Source organism: Methylicorpusculum sp. (genome assembly GCF_030651835.1).
Lineage (GTDB): Bacteria > Pseudomonadota > Gammaproteobacteria > Methylococcales > Methylomonadaceae > Methylicorpusculum.
In genome coordinates, this window is sequence record NZ_JAUSBX010000125.1 from 54,004 (window position 1) to 68,359 (window position 14,356).

The following is a 14,356-nucleotide window of genomic DNA, read 5'->3' on the forward strand; positions in this document are numbered from 1 at the left end:
TTTCCTGGACGATTTATTAGGCTATCGCTTCTCTCTTGAAGCAGAGAAGCGATTTTTGATCATCAACGCATAACCACCCGGTTTCTGCCAAGTTTTTTCGCGGTATACATCGCTTCATCGGCGCGACTGACCAGTTGTTCTGCGTGATCATCACTGCGTAAATGACTGATTCCTAAACTTGCCGTCAGTTTTAAGGTGTCCATGTCAAAGGCCAACGTATGATTTTCAATATTGCTGCGAATGCGCTCTGCTAATAATGCGGCGCCTTCCTTGTCGGTATCACTGAGTAAAATGACAAATTCTTCACCGCCATATCGATAAAGGATATCGCTGCCCCGAATGCTCTCTTTAATCCATTTTGCAACCGCTACCAGTGCGGAATCTCCACATTGATGACCGTAGATGTCATTGACTCGTTTAAAGTGATCAATGTCTAAAAAAATGACCGCTAAATCTAAATGATTGCGATGGGCCAATTGGATTTCTCTTTTCAGGCATTCATTAAACGAAGTTCTATTGCGAGTGTTGGTTAGTGGATCATTGAAGGCCATGTCGATGGCTTGATGATAGAGTGTTGCGTTTTTTAATGGATAAATTAAGCAGCACAGCAACGATTCCAATAAATCCATTTCCTTGGGGTCAAATTTCTGACGGCGCATGAATTTGAGTTCGCCCAACTGTTGTTCCTCTACTTTCAGCGCATATGAACAGGAATTGCGAGTTATAATGCCGTTTTTGATCGCAATGCCGAATTCGTTGTTGAAATATTCGAAGCCGCTGTGAGGAATCAGGCTTTGAATTTTTTCGCTGAAAATGGTAACCAATTGGTTAAACTCGAGACTCGTTTGTAACGCGCTGCTGAGATCGTAATGGTGCAGATTGACTGCTTTTGAGGCTTCAAAAGTTACGTTGCTGACTAAGGCTAAATTGGCGACTTTGTTGGACATGATAGACCTCTTGCTCTAAGACTTTAACTTGTCTTGTCTAAAGCGAGTAACGTGCCATAATTTAAATGCATTGTATAAACAATGCATTAGGTGTTTTCTTATGGCTGCTAACTGGTCTTGGTCAAAAATTTGTCGCCATTCATGCGGCAAATTTTTGCCGTTGCCCCCCTGATTGTACGCTCTCTTGTCATTCAGGTGAAACACGCACTTGGTATAATTCAGTCATATTGATAAAAGCGACTTCGCTCTTGAATCCGGTTTGTGTTATCAACGTGGAATTGGTGAAGGATCTACTTATCATTGCACAAACGGATGATCCTCGGCACTTGTTCAACCCAATTCCGGAATAGCAAGGTGGTGCTAATAGTTTATAAAGCATTTACTCGTCTTATTAGAGATAGATCCGAGTAAAATGGTTTTAGTCGTTTAGGGCCAGGACTCTGGCTATTGAAATTCAGGAGATAAATATGAAAGAACTTTCTGAAACAGAGAAAAGCATCAATGAAGCAGAGGAATTATCTGACTCAATCAACACGACTGACCCGGTTAATGTCGAAGAAATCGGAGGACGGAATGGTCCGGAGCCAACCCGTTTTGGCGATTGGGAAAAAAAAGGACGATGCATAGACTTTTAATCAGAGTTAGGTTGGTTTTCTTGAAATGCCTTGCGTCAACAAGCCTGGATTATTTCGTCAACCGCTTCTCTTAGAGTTGATTTTGTCAAGATCCTCTATCAGCTAATAAGTCCATCTCAATCAGAATTGTGGTTTATTTTTAGATAAAAATGACACAAAACGCGGATAATGGCTTCATTAGGTGCGAATTTTGAAATAGTCGGCACTCAAAAGGTGCGTCTACTAAACTTTAAGGCTTTGTCGCAACCTGTCATGCTTTTATTTTTGCCTGTCTTTACTATTTAAATCACGGGGTTACTTTAGCTTTAAGGGTGAGGCGATATTTTTGGCAATATTTGTGCATGCTGATACCTATCAAACCCTGCGCTCTTAAATTAAAACCGGATTTGCTGGTCCTCATAAGAATTTTATGTGCTGAGCAGTACAGAAATTACTGAGAAATTATCGATTTCAAGTTTTCTAAGCTTTACAGGACGCTATCAAATTAATGGATTATTTTTCCAGCAGAGAATTTTAAAGATGAATGGATGCTATTTGAGTTTTTAACTAAATTTTTTCGGCGGGTTGTTTTATAAACCACAAAAACAGTGATTGTATAAAACGGTCGTTTTTTTAACTTAAGCCATTCGGAATTGGATATGAATCACAACAACAGACCTTTATCACCCCATCTTCAAGTTTACAGGCTACCTCTGACCGGCATAGTGTCCATCACTCATCGGATGACCGGTGTCATGCTGTCGTTTGGGTTGTTCCTGTTTGTTTATTTAGTTTCATCCATAGCCGGCGGATCTGATTCTTATGCATCAATGCAGGAGGTCATGGATATATGGCTATTTCGTTTGATGTATTGGGGCTTCATTTATGCCTTGTTTTTTCATTTGGTACACGGTGTGCGCCATTTGATTTGGGACATGGGCAAAACGTATGAAAAAGAAAATCTGGACAGTCTGGCTATTAAAGAACTGATCATTTCTTTTTCTTTGACCTTATTTACTTTCATTTTTGTTTGATAGGCTGTTAATTATGGATTTTAGAACCCCTTTATCAAAGGTTAAAGGTCTGGGCTCTGCAAAGTCCGGCACTTCACATTGGTGGTTGCAGCGAGTGACAGCCGTAGCGCTGGTCCCGTTGTCATACTGGTTAGTAATATTGCTCGATATGACTTTAAATGCCCCTTATCAAGAAACAGTAGCATGGATGAATGAGCCTTTTCACTCGGTGTGCATCATTGCCTGGGTTCTGGCTGTTTTCTATCATTCGGCACTGGGTTTGCAAGTTGTGATTGAAGATTACGTGTCCCAGGAAGGCATCAAAATCGTTGCTGTCTGGTCCGTCAATTTGGTTTTCCTGTTGTTTGCATTGGCCGCATTGATAGCCGTTTTTAAAATTATATTGGTAGGGTAAATCATGTCAGGAAGTTACAAAATAATTGAGCATTCTCACGATGTCGTTGTTGTTGGGGCAGGAGGCGCTGGACTTAGAGCAACATTTGGCATGGTTGAAAAAGGGTTGAAAACAGCCTGTATTTCCAAAGTTTTTCCTACTCGCAGTCATACCGTTGCCGCTCAGGGAGGCATCAGTGCTGCGCTCGGCAATATGGGTGAAGATGATTGGCGATTTCACATGTATGACACCGTCAAAGGATCTGACTGGTTAGGCGATCAGGATGCTATCGAATACATGTGCCGCGAAGCAATACCCGCCATTATTGAGTTGGAACATTACGGGGTGCCGTTTTCACGGACTCCGGAAGGTAAAATCTACCAGCGCGCATTTGGCGGGATGACGACGCATTATGGTAAAGGTCAGGCTCAGCGCACTTGTGCAGCGGCCGATGTGACCGGTCATGCGATTTTGCATACGCTGTATCAGCAAGCGCTAAAGCACAATGCCGAATTCTTTGTCGAATACATCGCACTCGATTTGATTATGGAAGGTGATGAATGCCGGGGTGTGCTGACCTGGTGTTTGGAAGACGGCCAATTGCATTTGTTTAAAGGCCACATGACGGTTCTGGCAACCGGTGGTTTTGGGCGAAGCTTTTTTTCCTGTACCTCTGCGCACACTGTAACCGGTGATGGTAATGCCATGGTGTTGCGTGCCGGTTTGCCGCTGCAGGATATGGAATTTATTCAGTTTCATCCTACCGGCATTTATGGTTCGGGCTGTTTGATTACTGAAGGCGTGAGAGGTGAGGGTGGGTATCTGACCAACTCAGAGGGGGAGCGTTTTATGGAGCGCTACGCGCCTTCTGCCAAAGATTTGGCATCGCGGGATGTGGTCAGTCGGGCAATGACGATTGAGATCAATGAAGGCCGTGGCGTAGGCCCGTTAAAAGACCATATTTATCTGCATATTGAGCATCTGGATCCGGCTATCATCTATGAACGTTTGCCCGGTATCGCTGAAACGGCACGTATTTTTGCCGGTGTTGATGTGACTAAACAGCCCATTCCAGTACTGCCTACAGTTCATTACAACATGGGCGGTATTCCCACCAACTATAAGGCCGAAGTGGTTACCTTAAAAGAAGGCAATCCTGATCACATTGTGCCCGGTTTGATGGCCATAGGTGAAGCGGCCTGTGTATCGGTTCATGGTGCTAATCGATTGGGTTCCAACTCCTTGCTTGACTTAGTGGTATTTGGCCGTTCTGCAGCCATCCGTTGTGCTGAATTAGTCAAACCCGGCTCGTCCCACAAGCCGCTGGCCAAAAATGCTTGCGATAAAGCGATAGAGCGGTTCGATAAAATTCGTAATGCCAATGGTAGTCTCGCTACTTCTGAAATCCGTTTGAACATGCAAAAATCCATGCAAACGAAAGCCGCCGTATTTAGAACCGGGGCAACGCTGGAAGAAGGTGCCAGGCAGATCGCAGAAATACGCGCTACGTTTGAAGATGTCAAAGTCTCCGACAAATCGATGATTTGGAATACCGATCTGGTGGAGACATTGGAACTGGATAATTTGTTGGCGCAAGCCTCCGTCACGATTAACGCAGCGGCTAATAGAAAAGAAAGCCGTGGAGGACATGCGAGGGAAGATTTTTCTAAACGAGATGATGCAAACTGGATGAAACATACACTGACGTGGCTGAATGACGATAAAGTCACAATCGACTACAGGCCGGTTCATATGTACACATTATCTGACGAAGTTGACGTCATTCCACCTAAAGAGAGGGTTTACTAATGGTAGAATTTACGCTGCCCAAAAATTCAGTCATAAAAGAAGGTAAAACCTTCAAAGCCGCACCAGGGGTGACCAATATCCGCCGGTTTGAAGTGTATCGCTGGGATCCGGATAGTGGTGAGAATCCCCGTATCGATATTTATGAAATCGACATGGACACCTGTGGACCCATGGTGCTGGATGCCATACTGAAAATCAAGAATGAAATCGACAGCACATTGACCTTCCGGCGCTCATGCCGTGAAGGGGTTTGCGGATCGTGTGCGATGACCGTCAATGGTAAGAATACGCTGGCGTGTACTAAAGCAATCAGCGATTATCCCGATACCGTCAAAATATTTCCTTTGCCGCATATGTCAGTGGTCAAAGATCTGGTGCCTGATATGACGCACTTCTTTGCTCAATATGCGTCCATCAAACCGTGGATAGAAACCCAAACGCCACCGCCGGCAGATTCCGAAAGACTGCAAAGCAAAGAGGACCGGGCCAAGCTTGATGGGCTATATGAATGCGTGCTTTGCGCTTGTTGCTCGACCAGTTGTCCAAGTTACTGGTGGAATAGTGATCGTTATTTAGGGCCTGCTATTTTGTTACAGGCTTATCGGTGGATTGTCGATAGCCGTGATGAGAATACCGGTGAACGTCTGGACGAGTTGGAAGATCCTTTCAAGTTGTATCGTTGTCATACGATTATGAATTGTACCGATACTTGCCCCAAAGGATTGAACCCGGCTAAAGCGATTGCGGAAACCAAAAAGCTGCTGACTCAAAGAAAGCTGGGCTGATGGCTAATCTCAGTCAACTGCGGTGGCAATGCCGCCGCGGCACACTGGAATTGGATTTAATGTTAATGCGTTATCTGGAGGCCTCTTACGAAGGCGCGTCTCCAGACGAACAAACGTGGTTTGTTCAATTATTGACGTTAGAAGATAATGTCTTGATGCCGTTATTGATGGGTGAGCAGCAAGCAGAAATTGAAAGCTTGAGGTTTATCGTTAAAAAAATTCGTTCTGTGTCGCCTAGTTAGTCAGTCTGTCCCTTGATGTTCGCGGTTATTCAACCGGAATTACATTTCCAAATCACTGCTTTAATTATTGATGAATCACTTCCCCAAATCAAAACGGGGAAGTGACTTATTATTGCGTTTATTCTAACGGCTCAAATTCTGATTTTGATTCGTCAGTATCCGCTTTTTCGGCTTCTGCCGGCTTATTTACTTCCTTTTCGACTTTTTCTATTTTCTTTGGCTTGAGCAGGTTTTTGACATCAGGCCCCATTGCGACTGATAAATCAGAAGTTGAGATAAAGTGCCCGGTTTCTATATCAACCACTCTTAATGAAATATAGGCATGTTCTTTACCTGGCGCGAATACGCCGATAATGAGAGCGCTGGCGCCCACTTTGTTCAAATCGGCTTTGGTCGCATCGGAAAGATGTAAAATGCCGCTGTCATTTTTCACGAAGATTTCAGTAGGCAATTCCATTCCCATGATCTGATAACCTGACCGGTGTAAAGCTGAAGAAATCTGCTCGGATATAATTCTGCCGAATGACAGGGTCTGGCCTAAATCATCGGTATTGACCAATGAATTAATCACTACAAGACTGCCGCGCGGTAATGGCTGTCTCAGATTTTTGATTAAATCCTGAACGGCATCGTAACTGACTTCAACTAAATCATCATCGTCAACTTCATCGGAATAATACATAGGCCCGCATCCTGAAAGAGCGAGCGAGGCTAAAAACAATAAAGTGATTGTTTGGGATCTGATCATATAAACGTCTCCTGGAAATTAAGCGGCAAGTTCAGCCTATATTATAGATGGCGCTATAAGGATTTAAGCTGAACTTTTTAGTATTTATGCTGAAAATATTCAGATTTGTGAGTTGATGCAGCGAGATTGCTTTATTGTTGGTAAGGTGCCGGTTAAGCCGGATAGTTTGGAACAAACAATAACTTATTGTTTAAATATAATTTTTTCAAAATTAAAACCAGCTGAACTTTGAATTAAGAAAGTAAATGATTGAAAACAGGGTGAGTTCAAAAAAGGCGAGTAACCAGAAATAAAATACAAAAAAAATGACTCTAATTTGCTTTTCTTCCTGTTTTTTACCTCTGGCTAATAGCAATCCACCCAAAAATGCGAGCAGCAGCATTGCTATCAAGCCAATGATGACAGGATTGTTCATGGTTAGTCTTTAGGTGGAGGCGGGGCTAAAACCTCTCTTGAGCCATTTGTTTCGGCTGAACTGACAATGCCGGCCGATTCCATGTCTTCAATCATTCGTGCAGCCCTGTTATAGCCTACTTTAAAGCGTCTTTGAACGCTGGATATTGAGGCTTTACGGGATTCTGTGACAAACATGACCGCTTCGTCGTAAAGGGGGTCTGTTTCGCTATCGTCACTCGTGTTTCCGCCGAAACCGTCGCTGCTATCGGATTTTTCCTGAGTAATTTCTTCAAGATAATTAGCAGGCCCTGTTTTTTTCAAGAATTCAACGACACGGTGGACTTCATGATCATCGACAAATGCGCCATGCGCTCTGATCGGGATGCTGGTGCCGGAAGGCAGAAAGAGCATGTCACCATTGCCTAAAAGGGTTTCAGCCCCACCTTGATCCAGAATGGTACGGGAATCGATACGTGAAGAAACCTGGAACGAAATACGAGTTGGCACGTTTGCTTTAATCAAGCCCGTCAAGACATCGACTGAGGGCCGTTGTGTCGCCAGAATCAAATGGATGCCGGCAGCCCGTGCTTTTTGGGCGAGTCTTGCAATCAACTCCTCAACTTTTTTGCCGACAATCATCATCATGTCTGCCAGTTCATCGATCACAATAACAATGCTGGGCAACGTAGTCAGCGTCGGGAATTCCTCGCCATCTTCTAAAGGTCTTTCCAAAACGAAGAACGGATCACGGATGGTTTCTCCCTTTTCGGCGGTGTCATTGATCAGTTGATTAAAACCGGCCAGATTGCGCACTCCCATTTTAGACATCAGTTTATAGCGTCGTTCCATCTCGCCCACCGCCCAACGAAGCGAATTACTGGCTTCTTTCATATCGGTAACGACCGGGGTCAGCAAATGTGGGATGCCATCGTACACCGACAATTCCAGCATTTTCGGGTCGATCATGATCATTCGGACGTCTTGAGGCGTCGACTTATAGAGCAGACTGAGGATCATGGTATTGATTGCGACCGATTTTCCGGAGCCGGTGGTGCCGGCAACCAAAGCATGAGGCATTTTGCCGAGATCCGCTACTACCGGAATGCCCGAGATATCTTTTCCCAATGCTAAGGTCAGTGCGGACTTGGCTTTCTCAAATCCGTTGGAGGCTAATAATTCCTTCAGGTTGACTATTTCGCGTTCTTGATTGGGAATCTCAAGACCTATGACAGATTTGCCGGGAATGATTTCGACAATTCGGACACTGGAGACAGATAAGGCTCTGGCCAAATCTTTCGACAAACTGCTGATGCGGCTTACTTTTACGCCTGCGGCCGGTTGTAACTCAAATCGGGTAATAACAGGACCTGGATGAACCGCAACGACCTCAACAACCACGTTAAAGTCTTGGAGGATATCTTCAACCAGGCGAGACATTTCCTCCAGTTCGCTTTGGGTATAGCCTTTCACGCGCGTATCGCGTTCATCCAGTAAATCTAAAGTAGGCAATTGTCCTGAGCTGACTTTTGAAAGGTCGACTCGAATGGCTTGCTTCGACGAGGGTTTAGGTTTGTTTTCAAAGATTGGTTCAGGTTGAAAAACGGAAGGAGCCGTCTTTTTACGTGCTTTGGTGTCAGGTTTTTGGGTTTGCGCGGGTGACGCTTCTTCGTTATGGGTTTCGGGTGCAAACTCGTCATGAGTCAGTTTTAATAATTGCCGGGTCAAAAAACGGCAAAACAACAAAGAGTATTTACCTACATCATCGATAACTTTTAACCAGGATACACCGGTAAATAAGGTGATTCCTGCCAATAAAACCGCCAGTGATAATAATGTTGCACCGGAGTCACCGACTATTACAACCAAAGAATCGCCAATTTCCTGGCCCAGAATGCCGCCGGTATTTCGAGGTAATTCAATAGGCGCTCTCAACAGATGAAGATAAAGTAACGCGGTTCCGGATAAGGTGGTGGCAATAAAGCCAAGCCATCTGAGGCTTAATATGAATTTACCATTGTTCGATTGGCCCTGGGTATACACCAAGCAGCCATGCCAGCCAATCATGACAGGGAAAAGGTAAGCCATGATGCCAAACAAGCTCAGACAGAAATCCGAAAGCCATGCGCCCACCATGCCGCCCGCGTTGACTATCGCTTGCCCCGATCCGCTATGAGACCATCCTGAATCCTCGTTGCTGAAAGTAACCAGGGAAATTAAAAAAAACACTGCTACTGTGGATAAGCCCAGCAATGCTATTTCTCGTAATCCACGAATTGTTTTTTCTTCTATCACGGCAGACATGAATCGGTTCCCTAAAATAATTCGATAAAACATGATTATAGAATAGTATTCGGATAAATAACATTAATCTAGCCCAGAGAATCAGGTTAAAAGGATTTAGCCAGACTTGTTCTAATCAGATAGCCTTAAAAGGGGTTGTTTTCGGATCTGTCAGCACGCTATTTTTTAAAAATATAACTTAATCAATAGGTTAATAATTTATAGTATTGCCTTCTTACGCAGGGAGAAAATGTTACGTCATACAGAATTAGTTTGCTGAGCCTTTGGCGGATAATCAGCAAAAATTTGAGAATAAACATTCTCAAGTGATAATCTGTAGACAAAATTATTCCTATCTTCTTTGGAGAAAACTCAATGACTGACATTAAACACTGCAGGCTTCTGATCCTGGGCTCCGGTCCTGCGGGCTATACGGCGGCAATCTATGCGGCGCGTGCCAATTTGCATCCGGTTATTGTTACGGGTATGCAGCAAGGGGGTCAGTTGACCACGACAACCGATGTTGATAACTGGCCTGGCGATGTTGAAGGATTACAAGGCCCTGATTTAATGGAGAGAATGCTTAAACATGCGGAGCGTTTTGAAACCGAAATCGTGTTTGATCATATTCATACGGCCGATTTGTCATCAAGACCGTTTAAGCTCACTGGCGATTCCGGTGTCTATACCTGTGATGCGTTGATTATTGCCACGGGCGCATCGGCAAAGTATTTGGGCATGGAGTCAGAGGAAGCCTTCAAAGGCAAAGGCGTTTCTGCCTGCGCAACGTGTGACGGCTTTTTCTATAGAAATAAGCCGGTTGCCGTGATTGGGGGCGGCAATACTGCGGTTGAAGAAGCGCTTTATCTGTCCAATATTGCGTCCAAAGTCACCGTGATTCATCGCCGTGATAAATTCCGCTCAGAAAAAATTCTGTCCGACAAACTCATTGAAAAATCCCGATCCGGAAATGTTGAGATCAAATGGTACTCCACGCTTGATGAAGTCTTGGGTGACGACATGGGCGTTACCGGTATCCGAATCAAAAGCACGCAGGACAATTCCACTGAAGATCTGGATGTGCATGGGGTATTCATTGCCATAGGGCATACGCCGAATACGGATATTTTTAACGGTCAATTGGATATGGATCATGGCTATATCAAAGTAAAAAGCGGTATCCAGGGTAATGCAACCTCTACCAGTGTGCCGGGTGTCTTTGCTGCGGGCGATGTCATGGATTCAATCTACAAGCAGGCGATTACCTCCGCAGGGTCGGGTTGTATGGCTGCATTGGATGCGGAAAAATTTTTGGACGAGTTGGATGATTGAAAGGGATTGGGCTGTGAATTTGTCTGTATTACCCGTAACTTGAAATCATGAAGATCAATGTGTGACAAGTGACCATGCAACTGGCTGTTCTTGATCCCCTAAACGACAGCGAGCCGTTTCCGCCCGCTTTCCTTGCCTTGCCGGAACCGAATGGGTTACTGGCCGTGGGTGGTTGCTTGTCGCCCATACGGTTGGTCAATGCGTATAGACAAGGTATTTTTCCCTGGTACAACCCGGGCGAACCGATTCTTTGGTGGTCGCCCGACCCTCGTCTGGTTCTCTTTCCGGAAAAGTTGATTGTTTCGCGAAGTCTCGCTAAAAGGCTGCGTAAAGGTGATTATGTTGTGACCTATGATCAAGCGTTTGATCAGGTTATGGGGGGTTGTGCAGAGCCCAGGGCTCATGAGTCCGGCACCTGGATTACCGATGAAATCAAAGAAGCTTATCGTGATTTGCATCATCTGGGTGTTGCTCATTCGGTAGAGGCCTGGTGCAACGGAGAATTGACAGGAGGCCTATACGGCGTTGCTATTGGACAGGTTTTTTTTGGCGAATCGATGTTTCATACGCGAACGGATGCGTCCAAAGTCGCTTTTGCCTTTATTGTTGAAAAGCTCAGGCAATGGAATTATCGGTTGATTGATTGTCAGGTCAAAACGCACCACCTGCTCAGTTTAGGTGCAGAGGAAATTGACCGGGAGGAATTCATTGGTTATTTACACCAGTTTTGTGAAGTTGAGCCAAGGCCTGATGCCTGGCAAGCGCCATGACTAGCATCAATCTTTATGTGTCTGGTGAATATCCCTGCGGTTACCTTGAAAATCATACTGCACGCTCTGCTTTTGTGCATCCTTCCGAGGCTATCAACACCGTACTGTATTCAGATTTAATTGCACTGGGGTTTCGCCGAAGCGGTGACAACATTTACAGGCCGAATTGCACATCTTGTAATGCGTGTATTCCAACACGGCTCAAGGTGCCTGAATTTCTGCCCACTCGTAGCCAAAAGCGTTGTATTGCGCGTAACCAAAAGACCGAGGTTGTCATCAGGCCGGATCAATTCGATGTCGGTCAGTTTGCCTTGTACAAGCGTTATTTAGCCAGCAGGCATAACGAACACGGTAATGAGGAACTGGAGGCGGATGATTTTATGGGCTTTCTCGGCAGTCATTGGGGTGATACGCATTTTGTCGAATTTCGTAATGAGGGCACTTTATTTGCGGTAGCTGTTGTCGATCAAGTTGAAAATGGCTTGTCCGCGGTCTATACGTTTTTTGATCCGGATTTTTCTGATTACAGTCCCGGGGTTTATGCTGTTCTTTGGCAAATTGAGCACGCCAGGCAGTTAAAGCTGGATTGGCTTTACCTCGGGTTTTGGATAAAACAGTGCCAAAAAATGGCTTATAAAAGTAATTACCAGCCATTACAGTTGTTCAATGGCAAACAATGGGTCGATTACCCGGGTGAGCATGAGGCTGTTTGAGTGGGTTTTCAAGCCCAAAATGAGGCTGAAAATATCAAGCTGGGAATGGCTGAGATTTTGCGAGTTTGTACAGTATTCAATTTTCTCGTTATATAATTGTTTGAAATACTTTAAGTTACAGTTTTGAAAAGGAAAACAATCAGTGAAATCAAAAACCGCCATTTTGCTTTTAAATTTGGGAACCCCTGATAGTCCGAGCCGCTGGGATGTGGGAAGCTATTTGAGTCAGTTTTTAAATGACCCGCGAGTGATTGATATTCCGTGGTTAGCCAGAAAAATTCTGGTTAATTGTATTATTGTGCCGTTTCGCTCCGGCAGTTCCTCCAAGCTTTACAAAGCAATTTGGGACAAAGAATATGGCTCACCATTACTGAAACACACGGTTGACCTGCAAAATAAGCTGCAAAAAGTGGTGGGTGGCGACATCAAAGTTGAGATGGCTATGCGTTACAAAAATCCAAGTATGGATTCGGTGCTGGAACGCATGCGTAAAGAGGGTTATCACAAAATTATCGTTTTTCCGTTATTTCCACAATATGCATCCAGCAGTACAGGCAGTGCGTTACAGCGGTTTATGGAAATCGTTAGCCGGTGGTGGGTGATTCCTGAGATTAAAATTATTTCTCAGTATTTTGATAACGATGACTTTATCAATTGTATTGTTAACCGAGGTAAAAAATACGATCTTAATCAATATGACCACATTATCTTCAGCTACCATGGTTTACCTGAAAGGCAGGTTGACAAGGTCTATAATGACGGTTACTTATGTAAGGATCATGATTGCGAAGAGAGTTTAACGGAGTCTAATTATTACTGTTATAAAGCGGCTTGTTACCAAACCACAAAGGCCGTGGTTGAAAAGCTGGGTATACCCGAAGATAAATATACCCTGAGCTTTCAAAGCCGATTGGATAATAAGTGGTTAACGCCTTTCAGTGATAAAGTCATCGAAGAGCTGGCGGTGAAAGGTGCTAAAAAATTACTGGTTTTTTCTCCGGCATTTACTGCCGATTGCCTGGAAACTGTTTACGAAATCGGGACTGAATACCAGGAGATATTTCATAAACACGGTGGGGAGAAGATACAGCTGGTGGAAAGTTTAAACAGTGGCGACGACTGGGTTGAAACCATTAAAAAAATAGCGCTTTCAGCTTAGAGCATTGTTTTTGAGGCTAAATGAATTGTTTTAGGCTTAATTCTACTTTGTCAGATTACATACAAACTCGTCATCCTCGCCGGGAAGCGGGGATCCAGTGCCAGGGACGGTAAGCTTAAATCCATCCATGGAGCCTGGATTCCGGCAATCCCTGCCGGAATGACGATTCTGAATTGTGCGTTCATTGAATGTGACAAAGTAGAATTAAATAAAAGCACGCAATTCATTTTTTGAAAGAATCCAAATTATTTTTTATATAAGGTTGATCCGGCATGAAATTAAAATCTACTTCATCATTATTGATAGGCGGCGCCCTTTTCTTGATGTCTTTTCAAGTGCTGTCAGAGCCTTCTCAACAAGTCTCTTTACTTGAAGAGTTTCATGCTTTAGCGCCTGGTGCCATAGCTGATTTGGGTTTCGAATTGCCTATAAATGATGATGGCGTGGAAGGATCTGCTGTCAAGGTCACAGTCGGCCTTCTTCCAAAGGATCAAATATCGTTTAAATACAGATTGTTGACTAACGAGGATGTTTCAGTTCCTGACGAAATATTCAACGATTATGGTTATGTGACCTTAAGTGGTGGAGTTCAGGTGTTGGATTATGTGGGGAATTTCTTATCTGGAACGCAATATTTTGATTTTACTGAGGGTTCTGAGGGTACCTCTGAATTTCCAAAATACACGAACGAGAAATCAGTTTCATGGGTGCTGCCGGATGATTTTACTGAAGGCCTTTATGACTTGGGTTTAGGAATTGTTGATATAGTGGATGCTGATTTTAGTTCAGCCATTTTACTTTATGACGTCATGCTAAAACGCAATGGGGAGTCAATGTACTTTGATTTTGGAAATGACGATCATAAACAAAACGTCCATTTTCAAATGATAGGCGATGTCAGATTTATTCAAAACAACTTTGGTTTTGAAACGTCTTCTGGGTACGCTTCTCTGCTGATTACAACGACGCCTGATTTTGTTCCTGTTCCCGGTGCAATGCTTTTGATGGGAACAGGATTGTTAGGTTTGATAGCTTATGGTCGAAAAAAAGCAGCATAGGCATTCTGTAAGAATCACGAGCATCTCCGTTGATCAAGCATATGTAGCTATTAAAACCACTGAGGCTGTGGTATGATTCGCGGCTTTAAAATGCTT

At 44.0% G+C, this 14,356-nt stretch carries 16 protein-coding genes; 11 read left to right on the top strand and 5 right to left on the bottom strand.

The annotated features are described in order from the left end of the window. Positions 1-62 precede the first annotated feature (62 nt). Positions 63-947: a GGDEF domain-containing protein gene (locus Q7V32_RS16120; RefSeq protein ID WP_304898002.1), complete on the bottom strand. Its 885-nt coding sequence runs from the start codon at positions 945-947 to the stop codon at positions 63-65. A 467-nt stretch (positions 948-1,414) separates the two neighbouring features. On the opposite strand from Q7V32_RS16120, the gene Q7V32_RS16125 reads away from it, so the two are divergent. The 6 genes from Q7V32_RS16125 (at position 1,415) to Q7V32_RS16150 (ending at position 5,804) form a co-directional block, all read left to right on the top strand. Continuing rightward, positions 1,415-1,582, top strand: a complete 168-nt coding sequence (locus Q7V32_RS16125) for a DUF1674 domain-containing protein (RefSeq protein ID WP_304898003.1) — start codon at positions 1,415-1,417, stop codon at positions 1,580-1,582. 638 nt (positions 1,583-2,220) lie between these two features. Next, positions 2,221-2,595: a succinate dehydrogenase, cytochrome b556 subunit gene (gene sdhC / locus Q7V32_RS16130; protein WP_304898004.1), complete on the top strand. Its 375-nt coding sequence runs from the start codon at positions 2,221-2,223 to the stop codon at positions 2,593-2,595. A 13-nt stretch (positions 2,596-2,608) separates the two neighbouring features. Next, the gene (gene sdhD, locus Q7V32_RS16135; RefSeq protein WP_159658217.1) at positions 2,609-2,989 is read left to right on the top strand and encodes a succinate dehydrogenase, hydrophobic membrane anchor protein; all 381 of its coding nucleotides are present in this window, start codon (positions 2,609-2,611) and stop codon (positions 2,987-2,989) included. Positions 2,990-2,992: 3 nt separating this feature from the next. Beyond that, positions 2,993-4,777 carry a succinate dehydrogenase flavoprotein subunit gene (gene sdhA / locus Q7V32_RS16140; RefSeq protein ID WP_304898005.1) on the top strand — a complete coding sequence of 595 codons (1,785 nt, stop codon included), beginning with the start codon at positions 2,993-2,995 and terminating at the stop codon, positions 4,775-4,777. Beyond that, complete coding sequence (locus tag Q7V32_RS16145) at positions 4,777-5,562, top strand: succinate dehydrogenase iron-sulfur subunit (RefSeq protein WP_304898006.1); 786 nt, start codon at positions 4,777-4,779, stop codon at positions 5,560-5,562. The genes sdhA and Q7V32_RS16145 overlap by 1 nt, the downstream gene beginning before the upstream one ends. After that, positions 5,562-5,804, top strand: coding sequence for a succinate dehydrogenase assembly factor 2 (locus tag Q7V32_RS16150; protein ID WP_304898007.1), 243 nt, complete (start codon positions 5,562-5,564; stop codon positions 5,802-5,804). Before Q7V32_RS16145 ends, Q7V32_RS16150 begins: the two co-directional genes overlap by 1 nt. Positions 5,805-5,922: 118 nt before the next feature. Here Q7V32_RS16150 and Q7V32_RS16155 read toward each other — a convergent pair whose 3' ends face one another. The 3 genes from Q7V32_RS16155 to Q7V32_RS16165 form a co-directional block, all read right to left on the bottom strand. Further along, on the bottom strand, positions 5,923-6,552 hold the full coding sequence (locus Q7V32_RS16155; protein WP_304898008.1) for a FlgO family outer membrane protein: 630 nt from the start codon (positions 6,550-6,552) through the stop codon (positions 5,923-5,925). A 211-nt stretch (positions 6,553-6,763) separates the two neighbouring features. Beyond that, complete coding sequence (locus Q7V32_RS16160) at positions 6,764-6,967, bottom strand: hypothetical protein (RefSeq protein ID WP_304898009.1); 204 nt, start codon at positions 6,965-6,967, stop codon at positions 6,764-6,766. 2 nt (positions 6,968-6,969) lie between these two features. Next, complete coding sequence (locus Q7V32_RS16165) at positions 6,970-9,249, bottom strand: DNA translocase FtsK (RefSeq protein WP_304898010.1); 2,280 nt, start codon at positions 9,247-9,249, stop codon at positions 6,970-6,972. Between the two features lie 354 nt (positions 9,250-9,603). Here Q7V32_RS16165 and trxB point away from each other — a divergent pair, with 354 nt between their 5' ends. The 4 genes from trxB (at position 9,604) to hemH (ending at position 13,202) form a co-directional block, all read left to right on the top strand. Next, on the top strand, positions 9,604-10,560 hold the full coding sequence (trxB, locus tag Q7V32_RS16170) for a thioredoxin-disulfide reductase (RefSeq protein ID WP_304898011.1): 957 nt from the start codon (positions 9,604-9,606) through the stop codon (positions 10,558-10,560). A 74-nt stretch (positions 10,561-10,634) separates the two neighbouring features. Further along, on the top strand, positions 10,635-11,330 hold the full coding sequence (aat, locus tag Q7V32_RS16175; RefSeq protein WP_304898054.1) for a leucyl/phenylalanyl-tRNA--protein transferase: 696 nt from the start codon (positions 10,635-10,637) through the stop codon (positions 11,328-11,330). Continuing rightward, a complete protein-coding gene (locus Q7V32_RS16180) occupies positions 11,327-12,043 on the top strand; it encodes an arginyltransferase (protein ID WP_304898012.1) in 717 nt (238 codons plus the stop codon). The genes aat and Q7V32_RS16180 overlap by 4 nt, the downstream gene beginning before the upstream one ends. 142 nt (positions 12,044-12,185) lie before the next feature. Then, a complete protein-coding gene (gene hemH, locus Q7V32_RS16185; protein ID WP_304898013.1) occupies positions 12,186-13,202 on the top strand; it encodes a ferrochelatase in 1,017 nt (338 codons plus the stop codon). A gap of 50 nt (positions 13,203-13,252) precedes the next feature. Here hemH and Q7V32_RS16190 read toward each other — a convergent pair whose 3' ends face one another. Beyond that, a complete protein-coding gene (locus Q7V32_RS16190) occupies positions 13,253-13,387 on the bottom strand; it encodes a hypothetical protein (protein WP_304898014.1) in 135 nt (44 codons plus the stop codon). An 87-nt stretch (positions 13,388-13,474) separates the two neighbouring features. Between Q7V32_RS16190 and Q7V32_RS16195 the strand changes: the two genes are divergently transcribed. Next, positions 13,475-14,260 carry a hypothetical protein gene (locus tag Q7V32_RS16195; RefSeq protein ID WP_304898015.1) on the top strand — a complete coding sequence of 262 codons (786 nt, stop codon included), beginning with the start codon at positions 13,475-13,477 and terminating at the stop codon, positions 14,258-14,260. Positions 14,261-14,356 lie beyond the last annotated feature (96 nt).